Source organism: Rhizobium sp. WYCCWR 11128 (genome assembly GCF_013416305.1).
GTDB lineage: Bacteria > Pseudomonadota > Alphaproteobacteria > Rhizobiales > Rhizobiaceae > Rhizobium > Rhizobium indicum.
Map to the genome: position 1 here is coordinate 96,465 of NZ_JACCEZ010000010.1, position 15,624 is coordinate 112,088.

General features: G+C 62.6%; 17 protein-coding genes. 6 read left to right on the top strand and 11 right to left on the bottom strand.

Going from position 1 to position 15,624, the window contains the following annotated elements:
* Window positions 1–53: 53 nt before the first annotated feature.
* Window positions 54–1,151, top strand: a complete 1,098-nt coding sequence (locus tag HX898_RS25770) for a chemotaxis response regulator protein-glutamate methylesterase (RefSeq protein ID WP_003542816.1) — start codon at window positions 54–56, stop codon at window positions 1,149–1,151.
* 81 nt (window positions 1,152–1,232) lie between these two features.
* Here HX898_RS25770 and HX898_RS25775 read toward each other — a convergent pair whose 3' ends face one another.
* Both HX898_RS25775 and HX898_RS25780 read right to left on the bottom strand, forming a co-directional pair.
* A complete protein-coding gene (locus HX898_RS25775; protein ID WP_138390945.1) occupies window positions 1,233–1,973 on the bottom strand; it encodes a 3-oxoacyl-ACP reductase family protein in 741 nt (246 codons plus the stop codon).
* Window positions 1,974–2,047: 74 nt separating this feature from the next.
* Window positions 2,048–2,626 carry a TetR/AcrR family transcriptional regulator gene (locus HX898_RS25780; protein ID WP_138333403.1) on the bottom strand — a complete coding sequence of 193 codons (579 nt, stop codon included), beginning with the start codon at window positions 2,624–2,626 and terminating at the stop codon, window positions 2,048–2,050.
* 218 nt (window positions 2,627–2,844) lie between these two features.
* Between HX898_RS25780 and HX898_RS25785 the strand changes: the two genes are divergently transcribed.
* The 3 genes from HX898_RS25785 to HX898_RS25795 all read left to right on the top strand — a co-directional run bounded on the left by HX898_RS25785 (window position 2,845) and on the right by HX898_RS25795 (window position 5,899).
* Window positions 2,845–3,645 (top strand): inositol monophosphatase family protein, encoded by an 801-nt coding sequence (locus HX898_RS25785; protein WP_138333404.1) that lies wholly within the window; start codon window positions 2,845–2,847, stop codon window positions 3,643–3,645.
* Between the two features lie 112 nt (window positions 3,646–3,757).
* Window positions 3,758–4,864, top strand: coding sequence for a flagellar motor protein MotA (locus tag HX898_RS25790; protein ID WP_138333405.1), 1,107 nt, complete (start codon window positions 3,758–3,760; stop codon window positions 4,862–4,864).
* A 3-nt stretch (window positions 4,865–4,867) separates the two neighbouring features.
* A complete protein-coding gene (locus tag HX898_RS25795) occupies window positions 4,868–5,899 on the top strand; it encodes a peptidoglycan -binding protein (protein WP_138333406.1) in 1,032 nt (343 codons plus the stop codon).
* A 6-nt stretch (window positions 5,900–5,905) separates the two neighbouring features.
* Here the strand turns inward: HX898_RS25795 and HX898_RS25800 are convergent, their stop codons facing one another.
* The 5 genes from HX898_RS25800 to HX898_RS25820 form a co-directional block, all read right to left on the bottom strand.
* Window positions 5,906–7,150 (bottom strand): DUF6596 domain-containing protein, encoded by a 1,245-nt coding sequence (locus tag HX898_RS25800; RefSeq protein WP_138333408.1) that lies wholly within the window; start codon window positions 7,148–7,150, stop codon window positions 5,906–5,908.
* A gap of 7 nt (window positions 7,151–7,157) precedes the next feature.
* Window positions 7,158–7,496, bottom strand: coding sequence for a YciI family protein (locus tag HX898_RS25805; protein WP_138333410.1), 339 nt, complete (start codon window positions 7,494–7,496; stop codon window positions 7,158–7,160).
* A gap of 267 nt (window positions 7,497–7,763) precedes the next feature.
* Complete coding sequence (locus HX898_RS25810; protein WP_064651210.1) at window positions 7,764–7,952, bottom strand: YegP family protein; 189 nt, start codon at window positions 7,950–7,952, stop codon at window positions 7,764–7,766.
* A gap of 283 nt (window positions 7,953–8,235) precedes the next feature.
* Window positions 8,236–9,228 carry a tripartite tricarboxylate transporter substrate binding protein gene (locus HX898_RS25815; RefSeq protein WP_017989364.1) on the bottom strand — a complete coding sequence of 331 codons (993 nt, stop codon included), beginning with the start codon at window positions 9,226–9,228 and terminating at the stop codon, window positions 8,236–8,238.
* A 143-nt stretch (window positions 9,229–9,371) separates the two neighbouring features.
* Window positions 9,372–11,174 carry an ABC transporter transmembrane domain-containing protein gene (locus tag HX898_RS25820; RefSeq protein ID WP_180196173.1) on the bottom strand — a complete coding sequence of 601 codons (1,803 nt, stop codon included), beginning with the start codon at window positions 11,172–11,174 and terminating at the stop codon, window positions 9,372–9,374.
* A gap of 192 nt (window positions 11,175–11,366) precedes the next feature.
* Here HX898_RS25820 and rpmE point away from each other — a divergent pair, with 192 nt between their 5' ends.
* On the top strand, window positions 11,367–11,588 hold the full coding sequence (gene rpmE, locus HX898_RS25825) for a 50S ribosomal protein L31 (RefSeq protein ID WP_003542805.1): 222 nt from the start codon (window positions 11,367–11,369) through the stop codon (window positions 11,586–11,588).
* A 190-nt stretch (window positions 11,589–11,778) separates the two neighbouring features.
* Here the strand turns inward: rpmE and HX898_RS25830 are convergent, their stop codons facing one another.
* The 3 genes from HX898_RS25830 to HX898_RS25840 all read right to left on the bottom strand — a co-directional run bounded on the left by HX898_RS25830 (window position 11,779) and on the right by HX898_RS25840 (window position 14,197).
* Window positions 11,779–12,294: a DUF1465 family protein gene (locus HX898_RS25830; protein WP_003566411.1), complete on the bottom strand. Its 516-nt coding sequence runs from the start codon at window positions 12,292–12,294 to the stop codon at window positions 11,779–11,781.
* Window positions 12,295–12,685: 391 nt separating this feature from the next.
* A complete protein-coding gene (locus tag HX898_RS25835; RefSeq protein WP_003542803.1) occupies window positions 12,686–12,877 on the bottom strand; it encodes a DUF1192 domain-containing protein in 192 nt (63 codons plus the stop codon).
* A 21-nt stretch (window positions 12,878–12,898) separates the two neighbouring features.
* A complete protein-coding gene (locus HX898_RS25840; RefSeq protein WP_180196174.1) occupies window positions 12,899–14,197 on the bottom strand; it encodes an MFS transporter in 1,299 nt (432 codons plus the stop codon).
* 173 nt (window positions 14,198–14,370) lie between these two features.
* Between HX898_RS25840 and HX898_RS25845 the strand changes: the two genes are divergently transcribed.
* Window positions 14,371–14,535: a hypothetical protein gene (locus tag HX898_RS25845; protein ID WP_003542801.1), complete on the top strand. Its 165-nt coding sequence runs from the start codon at window positions 14,371–14,373 to the stop codon at window positions 14,533–14,535.
* A 44-nt stretch (window positions 14,536–14,579) separates the two neighbouring features.
* On the opposite strand, the gene HX898_RS25850 is transcribed toward HX898_RS25845, so the two are convergent.
* The gene (locus HX898_RS25850) at window positions 14,580–15,503 is read right to left on the bottom strand and encodes a PhzF family phenazine biosynthesis protein (protein ID WP_180196175.1); all 924 of its coding nucleotides are present in this window, start codon (window positions 15,501–15,503) and stop codon (window positions 14,580–14,582) included.
* Window positions 15,504–15,624: the final 121 nt, after the last annotated feature.

Genomic DNA, 15,624 nt, shown 5'->3' on the forward strand with positions numbered 1-15,624 from the left:
GCGTCATCCCAAAACCGCTGCGCACTTCTGGACGGCATGCATTAGGGGTATTCATGGCTAAGAAAATCCGCGTTCTCATCATCGACGATTCCGCCAGCATCCGCCAGACGCTGACCCATGTGCTGGAGCAGGATCCCGATATCGAGATCATGGCGGTCGCATCCGACCCGTTCATGGCGGCGCGGAAGCTCCAGGAAGAGATCCCCGATGTCATCACGCTCGACGTGGAGATGCCGCGCATGGATGGCATCACCTTCCTGCGCAAGCTGATGTCGCAGCGGCCGATCCCTGTCGTGATGTGTTCGTCGCTGACGGAAGCGGGTTCGGAAACACTGCTCCAGGCGCTGGAGGCCGGAGCCGTCGACGTCATCCTGAAATCGAAGATCGGCGCCGCCGACAGCCTTTCCGACGACGCGATGCGTATTCGCGAAGTCGTCAAGAGCGCTTCGCATGCACGGCTTTCCAACGTCCGCCGCGCCGCCGGAACGATCCGCTCGGCCTCAGTGGAAGGGCCGGCCAAGAAGCTGACGGCGGATGTGATGCTGCCGCCGCCGACGGGGCGGGCCATGGCGAAGACGACCGAGATGGTCGTCTGCGTCGGCGCCTCCACCGGCGGCACCGAAGCGCTGCGCGAGTTCCTGGAGGAACTGCCGGCCAATGCACCTGGCATGGTGATCGTCCAGCATATGCCGGAGAAATTTACTGCCGCCTTCGCCAAGCGGCTGAACGGGCTCTGCGAGGTCGAGGTCAAGGAAGCCGTCGATGGCGATCCGGTGCTGCGCGGCCATGTGCTGATCGCGCCAGGCGACAAACACATGCTGCTCGAACGCCAGGGTGCGCGCTACTATGTGAGCGTCAAGACCGGGCCGCTGGTGTCGCGACACCGGCCTTCCGTCGACGTGCTCTTCCGCTCGGCGGCGCGCTCGGCCGGCTCGAACGCCATGGGGATCATCATGACCGGCATGGGCGACGACGGCGCGCGCGGCATGCTGGAAATGCATCAGGCCGGCGCCTACACAGTGGCGCAGGACGAGGCGAGTTCCGTTGTTTTCGGCATGCCGAAGGAGGCGATCGCCAAAGGCGGCGTCGACCGTATTCTGCCGCTCGATCAGATCGCTCGCGAAGTGCTGATGACACAACAGAAGTTTTAAGTCGGTTTCAAGGGAACCGGCTGAAGCCGGCGGTATCGCACGATGCCGCCGGCTTTTGATCATAGCCGTCAAGTTCTGTATTCAGGCGAGATAACCGCCGTCGATCGTCAGGCTGGTGCCGGTGACGAAGGCGGCCTCGGCACTGACGAGATAGGCGGCGAGACCGGCGATCTCGCGGTCCTCACCCAGGCGGCCAAGCGCCATCAGCGGCTTGAGGCGCTCATGATCGTCCTCATTGGGGTTCATGTCGGTCGCCGTCGGGCCGGGCTGGATGTTGTTGACGGTGATGCCGCGTGGGCCGAGATCGCGGGCGAGGCCGCGGGTCATCGAGGCGATCGCGCCCTTCGTCATGCTGTAGACTGCGGAGGTCGGAAAGCCGCTGCGATCGGCGGTGACGCTGCCGATGGTGATGATGCGGCCGCCTTCCTTCATATGTCTTGCCGCTGCCTGGATGCCGACGAAGGCAGCGCGGACATTAATGGCGAACATCCGGTCGAAATCTTCGAGCGAATAGTCGTCGAGCGGGTTGAGGATGAGAATCCCGGCATTGCTGACGAGAATGTCGAGACCGCCAAAGGTCTCGGCTGTCAGCGCGACAGCATCCTGCACGGCTTTCGCGTCGGCACTGTCGGCCCGGATCGCTAGCGCCCTGCCGCCGGCAGCCTCCAATTCGGCGACGATCGCCTTCGCCTTGTGCTCCGAGCTGGAATAGGTGAAGGCGACGGCGGCGCCGTCGGCGGCGAGCCTTCGGACGATGGCGGCACCGATGCCGCGTGAGCCGCCGGTAACGAGGGCGATCTTGGTGGAAAGGGGTTGAGACATGCAGGTTTCCTTTGTTTTTGGATAGATCAGTCTAGAATTGTGCATGGAAAGGCCGGTTCGGAGTTGTCCCTTCGTCAGCGGAGGCTTCTGATTGCCATGCGTGCGATACCGCGTAGCGTCGCGGGTGGGGCGCCGTTTCGGGCGCTGACTTTCATGCCCGACAGGGCAGCGCCGAGAAACGGAATGGCGTCGGCGATATCGATATCTGTTGCGAGATCTCCGGTCCTGCGAGCCTCCGCGAGAAGGCTCTCGATCGCCGCGTGAAGCGCGTGGCCGGCGCTGTCGGTAAGAGCTGCGACCTCGGCATCGGTGCGGCCGAATTCACAGATGGCGCTGACACCGAGGCAGCCGCGCCGCGCTTCGGCAGCGGGACGCGAGGCGAAGGCGACAAGAGCGCCTTCCAGCGCCTCGATCGGCCGGCCTTCGCGGCGAAGATCGGCGATGATGTTGTCGATGCTCTCCACATTGTAGCGCTTCAGCGCTTCCAGATAGAGGCCGCGCTTGTCGCCGAAGGTGTCGTACATGCTTTGCCGGCTGATCTTCATCGCCGTCAGCAATTCCTCGGTCGAGGTGCCTTCATAGCCGTGCTCGGAAAATACGCCGATGGCGGCATGAAGGGCGGTGTCGCGATCGAATTCCTTGTGTCGTGCCATGACGAGGCTTCTACTCTTATTGGACTGATCTGTCCAGAATAAAATTAATGGTTTCTGGCACCGCAGGGCAGCCATGCGCGCCTCCCCTTGAAATTTCCCTGATTTTGTGGTCTTGAGGCCGCCAATCTTCGCAGCGCTGCCTGTCATGCATGTTCAGGGACACTTCCCGCCCCTGGCAGCGCGCGCGCCCCGTATCAGTCCCAAGGAAAAATGCGCCGATGGCCCGTTCAGCTCTTCTCAATGTCATGGTTCAGGCTGCCCTCAAGGCAGGAAAGTCGCTGGGACGTGATTTCGGCGAAGTGCAGAACCTGCAGGTTTCCGTGAAGGGACCGGGCGATTTCGTTTCCACCGCCGACCGCAAGGCCGAAAAGATCGTCAGGGAAGAGCTGCTCAAGGCGCGTCCGACCTATGGCTTCCTCGGCGAGGAAAGCGAGGAAATCAGGGGCACCGACGGCGCGCATCGCTGGATCGTCGACCCGCTCGACGGCACGACGAACTTTTTGCACGGCATCCCAGCCTTCGCTGTCTCGATCGCGCTCGAACGCAATGGCGAGATCGTTGCCGCCGTCGTCTTCAATCCGGCGACCGACGAACTCTATACCGCCGAGCGTGGCGGCGGCGCCTTTCTCAACGACCGGCGCCTGCGCGTCGCTGCGCGCCGGGCACTGTCGGATTGCGTCATCGGCTGTGGCGTGCCGGCGCTCGGCAAGCGCAATCACGGCAAGTTCCTGGTCGAGCTTCGCCACGTGATGGGCGAAGTGGCAGGCATCCGGCGCCTGGGCTCGCCGACGCTTGATCTTGCCTATGTCGCGGCCGGGCGTTTCGACGGTTTCTGGGAAGCGGAGCTTGCGCCCTGGGATATGGCGGCTGGCATCCTGCTCATCCGCGAAGCTGGCGGTTTCGCCACCGACTGGGACGGTGGCGCAACGATGCTCGAGAGCGGCACGATCGTCGCCGGCAACGAGATTATCCACAAGGCGCTGATCGAAGTCGTCAAGCGGCCGGTTCCCGCCAAGTGACCGAACGAAAATCTGGCTGTTGTAAAGTCACGGTTTTCTCCCCGGCATACTTCAATTCGGCACAATGTTGTTCTAGTCTCCGCCAGCAGGGAATCCGGAGGCTGCGTAACCTATGGAAAATGTGAATGTGGCGGAGATCGGCTCCACCGAAAAGACGGCGGGCATTTATGCCAACAGGCTTTCGAGCCCCATGCCCTTCCTCTGGACGATGCTGCTTTTCCTCGTCATCGTCGGTTTTATCGCCGCCATCCTCTTCCGCCAGACGCAGACCGCCTTCATGCACAATCCGGGCCTCAACGGCCTGATCGTCGGCGTTCTCGCGGTCGGAATCATCCTTGTTTTCAACCATGTACTGGCGCTTCGCCCCGAGGTGCGCTGGTTCAATTCGTTCCGCGCCGCCGGCAGCGTCGACAAGGTCAACCGCAATCCGCGGCTGCTTGCGCCAATGCGGGCGCTGCTCGGCAGCCGCAAGTCCGCAGTGTCGCTGTCGACGACGGCGCTACGCTCGATCCTCGATTCGATTGCCAGCCGCCTCGACGAATCGCGCGACGTTTCGCGCTACCTGATCGGCCTCTTGGTCTTCCTCGGCCTGCTCGGCACATTCTGGGGCCTCATCGGCACGATCGGTTCGATCAGCATTGTCATCCAGTCGCTCGATGCCGGCTCGAACGGCACCGGGGACGTGCTCTCGGCGCTGAAGGAAGGGCTTTCCACGCCGCTTTCGGGCATGGGCCAGGCCTTCTCCTCCTCGCTGCTCGGCCTTTCCGGTTCGCTCATTCTCGGCTTCCTCGACCTGCAGGCCGGCCGCGCGCAAAACCGCTTCTATATGGAGCTGGAAAACTGGCTCTCCTCGGTCACGGATGTCGGCTCCGATCATCTTGCCCCAGCTCTCGACGCCGTTTCCGGCGCTTCGTCGGACGACATGCGCGCGCTCTCCGATTATCTGCGCAAGGTCTCGGAAGAGGGCGGCGCCGGCAGCCAGCGCTCCGTCGCTGCCATGGCGAGCCTTGCCGAAGGCATTCAGGGTCTCGTCAAGAACATGCGCAACGAGCAGCAGATGCTGCGCGACTGGATCGAGGCACAGCAGGACGAGGCCAAGGCAATGCGACGCACGCTCGACCGGCTTGCCGAACGCATCGGCGTGCAGGAGCGCGCAGGTGAGAGGGGCGAGCGTTTGCGCGACCGTGCCAGCCAGGCAGAAAAGAGCGAGGGCAAGTAAGCCATGGCTCTTGCCCGCAACCGGCGCCGCGAACGCACGGTGGATTACTGGCCGGGTTTCGTCGACGCGCTGTCGACGCTGCTCATTTCCATCATGTTCCTGCTGACGGTCTTCGTCGTCGGGCAGTTCATCCTCAGCCGCGAGATCACTGGACGCGATGAGGTGCTCAATCGCCTCAACAGCCAGATCAACGAATTGACGCAGCTTCTCGCGCTCGAAAAGGGCAGCAACCAGGATCTCCAGGATTCGGTCGCCAATCTGCAGGCCTCGCTTGCCAGCGCCGAAGGTGACCGGTCGCGGCTGCAGGCGCTGCTGAATGCCGGTTCGGGCGGTCAGGATGCGGCACAGAAGCGGATCGGCTCGATGACGCAGGAGCTCGACGAGCAGAAGCAGGTGAGCGAGCGGGCGCTCAGCCAGGTCGAATTGCTGAACCAGCAGATCGCAGCGCTTCGCAGCCAGATTGCCGCCGTCGAAGCAGCCCTTCAGGCGTCGGAGGAGAAAGACCGGGTCTCGCAGACCAAGATCGCCGACCTCGGCAGCCGCCTCAACGTGGCGCTCGCCGCACGCGTCCAGGAGCTGAACCGCTACCGTTCCGACTTCTTCGGCCGTCTGCGCGAGATCCTCTCGGACCGCGAGAATATCCGCATCGTCGGCGACCGGTTCGTCTTCCAATCGGAAGTGCTGTTTCCCTCGGGCGGCGCCGATCTCAACCCGGAGGGGCAGACCGAGATGGCGAAGCTTGCTAGCGCCCTTCTCGATCTCGCCAAAGAAATTCCGCCCGAGATCAACTGGGTGCTGCGCGTCGATGGCCATACCGACAATGTGCCGCTTGGCGGAACTGGCCGCTATCGCGACAATTGGGAACTCTCCTCGGCGCGCGCGATTTCGGTCGTCAAATTCCTGATTGCACAAGGCGTGCCGGCCGACCGGCTGGTTGCCGCCGGCTTCGGCGAGTTCCAGCCGATCGCGCCTGGCGATACACCGGATGCGCGCTCTACCAACCGCCGCATCGAGCTGAAGCTGACCGAGAAGTGATTAACATCATATCGCCTGCCGCGCGTCCTTTAGCCGGCCGGCGAGGAAATCGCGCACGGCGGGGCTGTCGCTGAGGCCGATTGCTGTCATATAGGCATCGGCTGCCGCGGTATGATCGCCGACCTGGGTCAGGAGAAAGGCACGCACCGCCCAGTAGGGCTGGTAGCTTGCGATGTCGCGCGGATCGAGCTTGTCGAGCTGCTCCAGCCCGGCAGCGGCGCTCGAGGCCCTGCCGATCACCGCAGCCTGGCTGACGCGCGCACCCAGCGTCGGCTTCATCATCACCAGCGCTGCGTAGAGTGTCGTCAGCGCCTGCCAGTCGGTCGTTCCCGATAGCCGGCGCGCCGCATGCACGGACTGGATCGCCGCCTGGCACTGGAAGGGGCCGAAACGGTCGAAGCTGCCGGCCTTGCGCAGCAGCGCATCCGCCTCGGCAATCATGATCGCGTTCCACGCAGTCGTATCCTGCTCATCCAACGGCACATATCGGCCATCGCCGCCGCGCCGGGCGCTGCGGCGGGCTTCGCAGTGAAGCATCAGCGAGAGCAGGCCAACAGCTTCCGGTTCGTCCGGCAGCACCGCCAGAAGCGCACGGCCGAGCCAGATCGCTTCGCCGGCGAGCGAATGGCGTTCGTTCTCTCCGTCAAGACCGTCCCAGCCGAGACCGTAAGCCGCGTAGATCGCCGAAAGCACCGCCGCCAACCGCCCCGGCAACGCGGGGCGAGGCGGAACGGCGAAGGGAATGCCGGCATCGCGGATCTTCACCTTGGCCCGCACCAGCCGCTGGCTCATCGCCTCCGGTGAGACGACGAACGATCGGGCGATGATCTTTGCTTCGATGCCAAGAACGGTCTGCAGCATCAGCGCCGTATGCACGGAGCTGTCGATGGCGGGATGGGTGCAGGCAAACAGCAGCTTCAGCCGCTCATCGGGAAAGACGGCGCTGCCGGCCGCGTTCATGCGTTCCTCCGCCTCCTCGAAGGCGACCGATATCGTCGTTTGTGCATTGGCCTCGACGGTGCGATGGCGGGCCGCCTGCATGAGGTTGCGGCGGGCAGCCACCAGCAGCCAGGCTTCCGGATTGCCGGGAACGCCGCGTTCCGGCCAGACGCGAAGGGCCGAAGCCAGCGCTGCCGACAATGCATCCTCTGCCGCCGGCACGTCGCGCGAGCGGGCGGCGAGAAAGGCAATCAGCTTGCCGTAGGACTGACGCGCCACCTTTTCGGCAGCGCGTCCGGCATCGGGTTGCATTGCCGCCTCACATCTGCAGGCGCGGGCGCACCTCGACCGAACCCTTGTCGGAGATCGGAACGCGGGTCGCCCATTCGAGCGCGGTGTCCATGTCGGGAACGTCGATCAGATAGAAGCCGCCGAGCTGTTCCTTGCCTTCCGGATAGGGACCGTCCTGAACATCATGGTCCTCGCCTTTGCGGCGCACGATCGTGCCGGTCTCCGGGCCTGTCAGCCCGGCGCCGCCGGTCATGATCCCGGCCTGGGCGAGCGCCTGGCTGTAGGCGACCCAGCCGTCGCGATAGGCGGGATCGCTACGGCGGGCGAAATCCTCGGCGGCTTCGCGAATGATGAGAGCATATTGCATGGAAAACTCCTGATCTCGTTGCTGACGTTGATCCGGGCATGCCGATATCGGGACCAATATCCCGAAAGCCGTGAAGCCCGGCGGAGCGGTGGGGCCGTTCCGAAACAATGAGGCGCGGCCACCGGTCGTTTCGACATGGTTTTCAAAAAAATATGCGAAAAAGAAAAATGGCGCCGAAAATCGCAAGCGGGCCAGGCTCAAGGGCGCCGGCGCTGCTTACGGGCGCGAAAGGGCAGGGCGGCAATCACGCCGCCGCTGCCGGTCTGCTCAGGACTCGGCCTTCGTCTGGTCGACGACCTCGGCGCTTGGCGTGTTCTTCTTGATGGATTCGATGGCACTCACGGCGGACGCCTTCGCCTTGTAGCCTTCGGACAGGAACATGGTTTCCCCGTTCGATGCCTTGAAGCGGAAGCGGAACTCGCCGGCCTTATCCTTATAGACTTCGAATTTATACATAGATGTCTCCCAAAATCCCAAAACGCTGAATTGCAACCATCAGCTTAGTGGAGGCTAGATCAAAATGGCGAGCTTTTCCACTGCCTTAATCAGGATTGGGTTGCTTAGCGTCCAATTGTCACCGTTTCTATTGGACGCAAGCGAATGAGGGCGGCAGCGCCTATGCCCGAGAACAGGATGATCTCAGGCCGGATCGGCCTAAAATCTGAATCCTGTTCTCATTTAAAGAATAGAGCATGACGTCATCCGAAAACCGCTCACACTTTGCGGATCATGCTCGGCATCACTCCATCTGGATGTTCGCGCCCTTGACGACCGGTCCCCATTTGGCGAGTTCGGCCTTCACATGGGCGGCGAGTTCCTCCGGCGTCGAGCCGACGATGGTGGCGCTGAATTCCTTCATCCGTTCCGCAACGGCAGGGTCGGCGAGCGCCTTTTTAGCCGAGGCGTTGAGGCGCGTCACGACCTCGCTCGGCGTCTTGGCCGGGGCGAAAAGCGCGTTCCAGGTGTAGGTCTCGTAACCTGGAATGCCTGACTCGGCGACGGTCGGTACGTCTGGGAACGAGGGCGCGCGCTCGGCCGTGGTCACCGCCAGCGCCCGCAGAGTGCCGGCCTTGATGTGGCTCGACGAGGAGGGCAGGTTGTCGAACATGATCGGCACCTGGTTGCCGATGACGTCGTTCAATGCCGGACCGGCACCCTTATAGGGGATGTGCTGCATGCTGACGCCGGCCATGGACTTGAAGAGTTCACCGGAAAGATGCAACGGCGTGCCGTTGCCCGATGAGGCGTAGCTGTATTTGTCGGGCTCGGCCTTCAGCAGGGCGACCAGTTCCTGCACGGTCTTTGCCGGCAGTTCCGGGTTGACGACCAGCACATTCGGCACGACGACGAGCAGCGAGATCGGCGCGAAATCCTTTTCGGCGTCATAGGGCGTCGATTTCAGGATCAGCGGATTGAGGGCGTGGGTCGCGACCGTGCCCATCAGGATGGTGTAGCCGTCCGGTTCGGCGCGGGCGACGTTACCGGCGCCGAGATTGCCGCCGGCGCCGGCGACGTTCTGGACGATCACCTGTTGGCCGAGATCCTCCGACATCTTCTGCGCGACGATGCGGGCGACGACATCGGTCGAGCCGCCGGCCGCGAAGGGCACGACCATAGTGATCGCGCGATCGGGAAAATCCGCAGCAGCGGCAGACGCGCCGACGGCCAGGGCCGCAAGCGCACCGAAACCGAGCGCAAGGCCCGTACGTCGCGTCATATCGAAAAGCGCCATTCCTATCTCCTCCCAAGGATTTCAGCAGCAATATCCCCACCCCGGGGAATGAAGAGGTTAGGGCAGGACGCGCGAAAGACAACCGCAGAGAAGCGCGGCGGGTTCAGACTTTAGTCGCTGTTGGCGGGAGAAGTGCGCGCCGGCTATTTCGCGGCGGCGAGCACATCCTCATTGGCGGCGTCGAATTGCAGCCGCGCCAGCCGCGCATAGATGCCGCCGTGACGGATCAGGCTCTGATGCGTGCCCTCTTCGACGACCCGGCCCTGATCCATGACGAGAATGCGGTCGGCCTTCAGCACGGTTGCCAGGCGATGGGCGATGACGAGCGTAGTGCGGCCGTCCACCAGGCCGTCAAGCGCCTTCTGCACCAGCGTTTCGCTTTCGGCGTCAAGTGCGGAGGTTGCCTCGTCGAGCAGCAGCACGGGCGCGTTCTTCAGGATGGCGCGGGCAATGGCGATGCGCTGTCGCTGGCCGCCGGAGAGCGTGATGCCGCGTTCGCCGACCTCGGTCTCATAACCTTGGTCCAGCCGGGCGATGAATTCGTCGGCCTGCGCGGCAAGAGCTGCGGCGCGGACCTCGTCACGCGAGGCGCCGGGACGGCCGAAGGCGATGTTGTCATGGATCGAGGCGGCAAAGATGGTGACATCTTGCGGCACGATGGCGATGCGCTGGCGCAGCTCGTCGGGCGTCGTCAGCTGCGCATCGACACCGTCGATCTTCACGCTGCCCTGCTGCGGATCGTAGAAGCGCAGCAGCAGCGAAAAGACGGTGCTCTTGCCGGCACCGGAAGGGCCGACGATGGCGACGGTCTCACCTGGCGTGATCGCGAAGCTTAAGCCATGCAGCGCCGATTTGCCGGGGCGCGAGGGATAGGCAAAGTGCACGCCTGAGAATTCGACACGGCCGCGGCTGGGCGAAGGAAGCGGCTCGGGGCTGGCGGGAGCGGTGATCGGCGAGACCTCGTCGAGAAGCTCGGTCAGCCGGTCTGCGGCACCGGCTGCCTGCGAGAGCTCACCCCAGACCTCCGACAGCGCGCCCAGCGAACCGGCGGAGATGACGGCATAGAGCAGGAACTGACCGAGCGTGCCGGCCGAAAGCGTACCGGCAAGCACGCTGTGGGCGCCGACCCAAAGAACGGCGACGACGCTGCCGAAGATCAGCGTGATGGCAATCCCCGTCAGCAGCGCGCGCGAGCGGATGGCGGCGCGGGCAGCCTCATAGGCGGATTCGACGGCGCTGCCGTAACGCGTCGCTGCGGCATCCTCGCCGTTGAAGGCCTGGACGGTGCGGGTCGCGGCGATCGTCTCGTTGGCGAAGGCGGAGGCATCGGCGAGCGTATCCTGGGCGGCGCGCGAGCGCTTGCGCACCGAGCGGCCAAAGGCGACGAGCGGGAAGACGATCAGCGGAATCGCTCCGATGACGAGGCTCGAAAGCTTCGGCGAGGTGACGATCATCATGCCCATGGCGCCGATACAGAGGATGAAGTTCCTGAGCGCCACCGAGGCGGTGGCGCCGACAGCGGACTTGATCTGCGTCGTATCGGCGGTCAGCCGCGAGACGATCTCACCCGATTGATTGACGTCGAAGAAGGAGGGCGACAGCCTTGTCACATGGGAAAAGACATCGCGGCGAAGATCGGCGACGATGCGCTCGCCGATGGTGATGACGAAATAATAGCGCAGCGCGCTGGCGACCGCGAGCACGATGGCCATGACCATCAGCATGGCGAAGTAGCTGTTGATGAAGCGGCCGTCGGACTGGGTGAAGCCGTGATCGATCATGCGACGCACGGCGAGCGGCAGCGCCAGCGAGGTGATGGCGGCAAGCGCCAGCGACATCAGCGCACCGGCCACCAGGCCGCGATAGCGCATGACATAGGGCGTCAGCCTGCCGAGCGGTCGCAGCGATCGCTTCTTGTTTTCCTCAGCCCGTGCCTGCTCTGCCAAATCGTCTCCGATCGCCCGCAGGACCCGCGCAATGCGGCCTGTTGGCTCTTGTTATCTAGGCGCCCTTCATGTATAGGCACCGCATCCTAATGGGAAGCCGTAGCCATCCGACTGCGGCTTCATTTATTCAATCGGTTCGTTGGCCGCAACTGCATGCGGCAAATTGAACTCCGGTATCGCAGGAAGATTGTTATGAAGGCAGGCATCCATCCCGAATATCACATGATCAAGGTGGTCATGACCGATGGCACTGAGTACGAAACCCGCTCGACCTGGGGTTCGGAAGGCGCTGTCATGAACCTCGAAATCGATTCCAAGTCGCATCCGGCCTGGACCGGCGGCAACCAGCAGCTCATGGACCGCGGTGGCCGCGTTTCCAAGTTCAACAAGCGCTTCGGCGGCCTCGGCCTCTAATCGCTTTTGCTCGACGGAATTCGAAGAGAGCCCGGTTTCGCCGGGCTTTTTTGCGTTTGCAGCGGCTTACAGTGCCGCGCGTCTTTTCGGACGCGCAAGGGACGCTGTAGGGATGTCGGCGTTCAGCGGCGAACAAAAAACCGGCCGCGTATGACGCAGCCGGTTCGTATTCGAATTCTTGCAGATCTGGTCAGTTGTTGCCGAAGGCTGTCTGCAACAGGGAAAGCTGGGCCTGGACGCTGTTCTGATTATCATGAACGATCACCGCTTCGGACGGGCGGTAGATCTCGCGGTCGAGCAGGGCAATGCGGTTCTGCAAACGCAGCGAGCGTTCGACGAGGTCGCGGAAGGATTCCGGCAGGTCACTCCAGCCGGGTGCGGCGCGGTCGACGTTGAAGCCGTCGAGGCGAACCTTGTTCTTTTCGGCCAGCACCTGGTCACGTGACATTTCGCCATTGTTGACGGCGCGCTGCAACAGCAGCCAGGAGGCCATCTGCATCAGGCGGGTGGTAAGGCGCATTGATTCCGCAGCGTAGAGAACCGAGGCCATCCTCGGCAGAACCTTGGAAGCGGCGCGGCCCTGACCGTCGAGATAGGCGGCAGTCTCTTCGACCAGCGACATGCCTTCCGCATAAAGTGCCTTGAACTGCGAGGATGCAGCGGCGCGGCCTGCAAAACTGATCGTGTTCAATCCAACTTCCGACATCGCAATAGTCCCTGTTCGCACGCAGCTACATATATTCAGGTAACGCCGGCACCGACGGAAAAGTTTCCAGGCCCGGTCTTTATGACTTTAAGATGGTATCATTAGCCCAAATGCGCAAGCCGTTTCTTAAGAAAGGGTTAATCTCCACAGTTTCGTGGAAGTGCGCCGGCCATAGGAAAAAGAAGAGCCGCAATCGCGGCTCTCAAGGTAAAACAGGGAGAAAAATCAGACCAATTCACCGCTTGGAAAACTGTCTGAGATCCAGAGGAAATCCGGATGAATACAGTAATACCTTATAAAGCTTAATATTTTATTAACATTGTGCCGGATTAAGACTTGAGGCGGGCTATTTTATCCGCCTATAGCCTTGTTTTTCGGGGCTTTTATCGGATCACGAGCGGAAGAAGCTTTCCGCCGCCTGCCGCCCGGAGGCTTTGCGGGCGGCCTCGGCCTCAAGACGGGCGATCTCCGTCTTCAGCAATTCCACCCGCGCCTTCAATTCATCGACCGAAAGCATGGAGAGATCGGCGCCGATCTCATGGGCGACTTTCTTCTGCGGCCGGTCATCATCGATGAAGCTCATGGTTCGTCCTCCGTTCGCTGCCTAACCAAACTTTACAGCAGGATCGTCGCTTTCGGGAGACTTTCCGGTTTCGGGAGGTTTGCCGGCGCCGCGATCGGCAAGCGACATGCTTTGCGGCGTCAGGATCGCCGAGGTGCCGGTCGGGATCGTCGTGTAGGCGTCGCGGTCGCTGGCGGGGACCGCGGCGCGGATGCGGCTCCTGATGATGGCATAAACGGTGATCAGCACATGGGCGATGGCGGTGACCAAGAAAAGCGCATGTGGACTGATCGCCGACATCACGGGACCGCTGAGCGTCGGGCCGATCACCGTGCCGATGCCGTAGAGCAGCAGCAAGCCGCCGGAGACCTTGACGAAATCCTCCGACGCCGCGAAGTCGTTCGCGTGGGCGACGGCGATCGGATAGAGCGTATTCGCCACAGCGCCGTAAAGGACGACGAGCCCGATCAGCAAGGCGGGGGACGTTGGGTGGAGCACAAAGATCAGCAGGCCGGCAAGGGCGGCGATCCCCGACATGGCAGCGAGCACGTAACGCCGGTCGATGCGATCGGAAAGCCTACCGGCCGGCAGCTGCATCACCGCCCCGGCGAAGATGGTGGCGCTCATCATGACGGCGATGCTGGTGTCGGAGAGGCCGGCGCCGGCGCCGAAGACGGCGCCGAGCGTGCCGTAGGCACCGTTGGCGATGCCGACGAGCAGGATGCCGAGGCAGGAAACCGGCGAGTTGCGATAGAGCGCCGGCAGATCAAGGCGCACCGCCTTCAGCGGCTGTGGCGAAGCGGCGGTTGAAAGCGTCGTCGGCAGCATGGCGATGCAATAGAAGATGCCGCAGATCATGAAGAGAACCGGCGTGCGCACATCCTCGAGCGGGATCATCATCTGGCCGCCGACGACGCCGATGAGTGTGATGCCGATATAAAGCGAGAAGATCATGCCGCGGCTCTCGTTGCTGGCACGCTCGTTCAGCCAGCTTTCAATGATCATCGACGTGCCGGCGGTGGAGAAGCCGGTGACGGCGCGCAGGACCACCCACCAGACCGGATCGATGATGATACCGCTGACCAGCGCAATGATGGCGATGATCGAGATGAACCCCGAAAAGGCACGCACATGGCCGACGCGGCGCACAATCTTCGGCGCAATCAAGCAGCCGATGACGAAGCCCCCCGCCCACGAAGTGCCGAGCAGGCCGAGCGTCGTCGTTGCGTAGCCTTCGAGATTGCCGCGCACGGGAAGCAGGATCCCCTGCAGGCCGTTGCCCATGAAAAGGAAGAGCGTGCCAAAGAGCAGCGCGGCGACGGACAGCAGATTTCTCTTCATTTCCCCAGACTCGGTCTTAGCGATTTGCAATGGACATAAGGCAGGACCTGCCTCAGCCCAGCCTTAAGATGATTGATTGTGCCCCGGAATATCTTTACGGCGTGTCGAGATCCTCTTGTTCGCGCGGAAAAATGTCCGTCCTGTGACATTCCGAAAAACGGAAAAAATAAAGCATGACAAAGCTGATAGCCTTGCTGCTCATCCTTGCCATGGCGATACAGGTGATCAAACCGCTCGGGCTTCCCGGCCTCAGGCGGCGGATGGATTTCTGGAAGCTCGCGCTGATCGCTTTCGCCGTCTGGGCAGTGGCTCTGCTTTCGCGCGATTTCCTGATGTAGCCCCGGATTGCGTGTAAAGCAGGGTACGGTCCGGGCTGCAACCGTCAGTCTTGCAAGCTAATTTCTCCGCGCATGACGGAAACGCAGCCTCCCGAGATGACGACATCGGTGACGATGCCGTTGGATTTCAGCACATCAAGGGTGATAACGCTGCGGCGGCCCATTTCGACGCCCTGTTCAATGGTGATGCGGACGTTCATATCGGCCTCCGGCGCAAGCGAGACGAGATAGGCGCCAAGCGCGGCTGAAGCGCTGCCGGTTGCCGGATCTTCGGGCACGTTATCGAGGGGCGCGAACATACGGGCGCGAATATTCCATGGATTTTCGGCTGTCCTCACATAGAGGAAGAGCGAGAAGTCGTGGCCGCTCGTCGTCTGGCGGCCGGCAGCTGCCTGGAACCCGGCAAGGTTCGGACGGGCGGCGGCCAGCGCTTCGAGCCCGTTCACTTCTGCGATGGCGAAGTTCAGCCCGACGGATGCAAAGACCGGGGCATGGGTGGTGTCGACGATGACGCCCGGGTCGAGCGAGACGCAGCCGGCGATGGTTTGCGCGGCGATGGTGTCGCCGATCGTCAGCGGCTGCGGCGCGCGGATGGCGGCAGCAGCAACCTTTCCGCCGCTGCGTTTCAGGCTGACTTCGACGATGCCGGCCTTTTCCTCAAAACGCAGCGTATCGCCGACCGGCTTGCCGAAAATCTCCGCCTGCTGGCCGAGCACATAGGCGGTGCCGACGTTCGGATGGCCAGCAAAGGGTACTTCCATCGTCGGGGTGAAGATGCGCACGCAGGCGGAATTTTGCGGGTCTTCCGGCGGCAGGACGAAGGTGACTTCGGAATAGTTGAACTCGGTGGCGATCTTTTGCATCGCCACATCGCTCAGACCGCGCGCATCGGAAATGACGGCAAGCGGATTGCCCTCGAAGCGGGTGGAGGTGAAGACATCGACGGTGACGTAGGAGAGGGTGTTCATGGCGGCTCCTGTTGTGACAGGGCGCTATGAGTAATCACGGTTTTTCGCGGAACGAAGCGGTTTCTTGTCGCCGTGACAATGAGAGGGAAGGAAACGGCGGAGAGGGCAGGAAGCTGCGTTC

Excerpts from the sequence above, each read along its gene's own strand:
- HX898_RS25770 (WP_003542816.1), top strand. The coding sequence starts at position 54 with ATGGCTAAGAAAATCCGCGTTCTCATCATCGACGATTCCGCCAGCATC.
- HX898_RS25775 (WP_138390945.1), bottom strand. The coding sequence starts at position 1,973 with ATGTCTCAACCCCTTTCCACCAAGATCGCCCTCGTTACCGGCGGCTCA.
- HX898_RS25780 (WP_138333403.1), bottom strand. The coding sequence starts at position 2,626 with ATGGCACGACACAAGGAATTCGATCGCGACACCGCCCTTCATGCCGCC.
- HX898_RS25785 (WP_138333404.1), top strand. The coding sequence starts at position 2,845 with ATGGCCCGTTCAGCTCTTCTCAATGTCATGGTTCAGGCTGCCCTCAAG.
- HX898_RS25790 (WP_138333405.1), top strand. The coding sequence starts at position 3,758 with ATGGAAAATGTGAATGTGGCGGAGATCGGCTCCACCGAAAAGACGGCG.
- HX898_RS25795 (WP_138333406.1), top strand. The coding sequence starts at position 4,868 with ATGGCTCTTGCCCGCAACCGGCGCCGCGAACGCACGGTGGATTACTGG.
- HX898_RS25800 (WP_138333408.1), bottom strand. The coding sequence starts at position 7,150 with ATGCAACCCGATGCCGGACGCGCTGCCGAAAAGGTGGCGCGTCAGTCC.
- HX898_RS25805 (WP_138333410.1), bottom strand. The coding sequence starts at position 7,496 with ATGCAATATGCTCTCATCATTCGCGAAGCCGCCGAGGATTTCGCCCGC.
- HX898_RS25810 (WP_064651210.1), bottom strand. The coding sequence starts at position 7,952 with ATGTATAAATTCGAAGTCTATAAGGATAAGGCCGGCGAGTTCCGCTTC.
- HX898_RS25815 (WP_017989364.1), bottom strand. The coding sequence starts at position 9,228 with ATGGCGCTTTTCGATATGACGCGACGTACGGGCCTTGCGCTCGGTTTC.
- rpmE (WP_003542805.1), top strand. The coding sequence starts at position 11,367 with ATGAAGGCAGGCATCCATCCCGAATATCACATGATCAAGGTGGTCATG.
- HX898_RS25830 (WP_003566411.1), bottom strand. The coding sequence starts at position 12,294 with ATGTCGGAAGTTGGATTGAACACGATCAGTTTTGCAGGCCGCGCCGCT.
- HX898_RS25835 (WP_003542803.1), bottom strand. The coding sequence starts at position 12,877 with ATGAGCTTCATCGATGATGACCGGCCGCAGAAGAAAGTCGCCCATGAG.
- HX898_RS25840 (WP_180196174.1), bottom strand. The coding sequence starts at position 14,197 with ATGAAGAGAAATCTGCTGTCCGTCGCCGCGCTGCTCTTTGGCACGCTC.
- HX898_RS25845 (WP_003542801.1), top strand. The coding sequence starts at position 14,371 with ATGACAAAGCTGATAGCCTTGCTGCTCATCCTTGCCATGGCGATACAG.
- HX898_RS25850 (WP_180196175.1), bottom strand. The coding sequence starts at position 15,503 with ATGAACACCCTCTCCTACGTCACCGTCGATGTCTTCACCTCCACCCGC.